The sequence below is a fragment of the Streptomyces sp. NPDC059080 genome, from assembly GCF_042739975.1.
Lineage (GTDB): Bacteria > Actinomycetota > Actinomycetes > Streptomycetales > Streptomycetaceae > Streptomyces > Streptomyces benahoarensis.
Map to the genome: position 1 here is coordinate 85169 of NZ_JBHYGX010000001.1, position 2685 is coordinate 87853.

Genomic DNA, 2685 nt, shown 5'->3' on the forward strand with positions numbered 1-2685 from the left:
ACCAAACCCGTGCACCCCGGGGCTCCCGACGACCGGAAGGCCCGCGCACCGCAGCCCCGGCGGAACCCCCGCCCGCACACCGAGGCCGCACCGGCCTCCCGAGACCCGCAGGGACGAGACGACTCTTGCGCGCACACAGCCGACCGGGCCACCACCGCAGCCACGGCGAGGTGGGCCGATGAGTACGTACCGTGAACGCGTCCCCCGGGGGCCCGCCCGAGCGACCGTGCTGCGCACCGCCGGGACCCGTGCGCGCCGCTCGCACCTGACCGCGCCGCGCGTCCCGACCGTCGGGATCGACATCGGCGGCACCAAGGTCATGGCGGGCGTCGTCGACGCCGACGGCGCGATCCTGGAGCAGGTCCGCACCGAGACGCCGGACAAGTCCAAGAGCCCGAAGGTCGTCGAGGACACCATCACCGAGCTGGTCCTCGACCTCTCCGACCGGCACGATGTGCACGCGGTGGGCATCGGCGCCGCCGGATGGGTCGACGCGGACCGCTCCAACGTCCTCTTCGCCCCGCATCTGAACTGGCGCAACGAACCGCTCCGCGACCGCCTCGCGGGCCGCCTCGCCGTCCCCGTCATGGTCGACAACGACGCCAACGCCGCCGCCTGGGCGGAGTGGCGGTTCGGCGCCGGACGCGGTGAGGACCACCTCGTCATGATCACGCTGGGCACCGGCATCGGCGGCGCCATCCTGGAGGACGGCCAGGTCAAACGCGGTAAGTACGGGGTGGCCGGGGAGTTCGGCCATATGCAGGTGGTGCCCGGCGGCCACCGCTGCCCGTGCGGCAACCGCGGCTGCTGGGAGCAGTACAGCTCCGGCAACGCCCTGGTCCGCGAGGCCAGGGAACTGGCCGCCGCCGACTCCCCGGTCGCGTACAACATCATCGAGCGGGTCAAGGGCAACGTCCCCGAGATCACCGGGCCGCTCATCACGGAGCTGGCGCGGGAGGGCGACGCGATGTGCGTCGAGCTGCTTGCCGAGATCGGCCAGTGGCTCGGCGTCGGCATCGCCAACCTCGCCGCCGCCCTCGACCCGTCCTGCTTCGTCATCGGCGGGGGCGTCAGCGCCGCCGACGACCTGCTGATCGGCCCCGCCACGGACGCCTTCCGCCGCACCCTCACCGGCCGCGGCTACCGCCCCGAGGCGCGGATCGTCAAGGCGCAGCTGGGGCCCGAGGCAGGGATGGTCGGCGCCGCGGACCTCGCCCGGCTGGTCGCCCGCCGCTTCCGGCGCGCCAACCGACGCCGGGTGGAGCGGTACGAACGCTACGAACGGACCGGCCGCCGATGACCACCCAGGACCTCACGGGCGCCGCCGCCCAGCCGCCCGCCGCCGCGCCCGAGCGCGAGACGCCCCGCCGCTGGCTGATGGCCGTGATCGTCTTCCTGCTGATCGCCCTCCCCGCGGGCTACATCGTCATCTCCGCGGAGCAGAGCCGCGACAGCGGTGGGACGAAGGACGCCGAGGCCGCCGCGACGGGCCTGACCAACGCCTTCCCGTCCAAGGTGCAGCAGCGGATCTACAACGTCCCGGTGCCGGTCGGCTCGACGCCCGTCTACTACTACGAGACGAACTCCTGGGACACCAGCTCGCTCTACGTCCAGTTCCGGACCAACGGCACGGGCCTGGCCCACTATCTGAAGGCGATCGGCACCAGCACCGACGCGCTCAAGAAGGGCGAGGTCACCATCACGCCCCGGCAGGCGGCGCAGGTCGGCTGGGACTTCACCGGCGACGGCCAGTTCGCGGGGCTCAGCGAACACCGCCCGAAGCCGCAGCCCTCGCAGCAGATCACGGTGAGCTTCGACGAGCCGGGGCATCCGGTGGTGCGTACGGTGTCGACCGTCGCGTTCTGAGCAGCGGCGGGTTCCGCGGACCGTTCCGTTCCGGGACGACCGTGCGCCGGCTGCCCGTGGCGTTCGAGATCAAGGCGTTCGAGAGCAAGGGCCGCGAGCAGGAGGAGGCCACCGCGCTGCTGCTGGGCCGGGTCAGCTACGGAACGTGTTCGACGTGGTGCGGTGACGCGCCCGCTCAGCGGGAGTCCGGTCCGTCCTTCGGGGACGGCGCCGGGGCGGTGACGGGGGAGTCGTGGTGCTGCTGATTCTCGGTGCGGAGGCCGTCCGCCAGGGTCAGCATGCCTTCGGTGAAGGTGTTGACCTGCTTGGCCCGCACCTCCCGTAGCGCCGACTGCGCGGCGGCGACCGCCGTGACGACGCTGTCCTCCAGCGACTGCGGGTCGTCCGGGTCGATGACCGAGGGGTCCACCCGCAGCGAGGTCAGCGTCCCGTCGGAGTCCACCTTCGCGATGACCAGACCGCCGCGCGCGTGCCCGGTCATCTCGCTGTCCTTCAGCCCGCCCAGGGCGGACAGGTTCCCCTGAAGGTCGCGCATCCGCTGGGTGAGCGCGGCGATGTCGAAGGACGGGCTGTCGGACATGGGCGGGGCTCCTTGGGAGTGCGGGAAGGGCGCGGACGGGCCGCACGGCGGCACGACGGCACGGCGGCGCGCGGGCGCATCGCGGCCAGAGGCAGGGAGACGGCACCGGTCCACGGCCATCCTGCGGCCCGGGCCGGTGCCTGCACAGGTCCCTGTTCTGGGGATCTCCGTCCCGGGCACGGCGGCGGAGTTCCCGGGCGGGGCCGGGGCGCCCCCTGCGGAGCGCCCCGGACCGCCGG

4 protein-coding genes are annotated in these 2685 nt (G+C 73.3%); 3 read left to right on the top strand and 1 reads right to left on the bottom strand.

All coding sequences use genetic code 11. The annotated features are described in order from the left end of the window. The first annotated feature begins 178 nt into the window (after positions 1-178). From ACFWWQ_RS00190 to ACFWWQ_RS00200, 3 genes are read left to right on the top strand one after another with little or no spacing between them, the layout of a single operon-like run. Complete coding sequence (locus ACFWWQ_RS00190; protein WP_384587545.1) at positions 179-1300, top strand: ROK family glucokinase; 1122 nt, start codon at positions 179-181, stop codon at positions 1298-1300. After that, on the top strand, positions 1297-1866 hold the full coding sequence (locus tag ACFWWQ_RS00195) for a hypothetical protein (RefSeq protein WP_384587548.1): 570 nt from the start codon (positions 1297-1299) through the stop codon (positions 1864-1866). The genes ACFWWQ_RS00190 and ACFWWQ_RS00195 overlap by 4 nt, the downstream gene beginning before the upstream one ends. Positions 1867-1907: 41 nt before the next feature. Then, positions 1908-2111 carry a hypothetical protein gene (locus tag ACFWWQ_RS00200; RefSeq protein ID WP_384587551.1) on the top strand — a complete coding sequence of 68 codons (204 nt, stop codon included), beginning with the start codon at positions 1908-1910 and terminating at the stop codon, positions 2109-2111. Here the strand turns inward: ACFWWQ_RS00200 and ACFWWQ_RS00205 are convergent. Next, a complete protein-coding gene (locus tag ACFWWQ_RS00205; RefSeq protein WP_384587554.1) occupies positions 2042-2446 on the bottom strand; it encodes a YbaB/EbfC family nucleoid-associated protein in 405 nt (134 codons plus the stop codon). The two genes, ACFWWQ_RS00200 and ACFWWQ_RS00205, sit on opposite strands and share 70 nt — an antisense overlap. Positions 2447-2685: the final 239 nt, after the last annotated feature.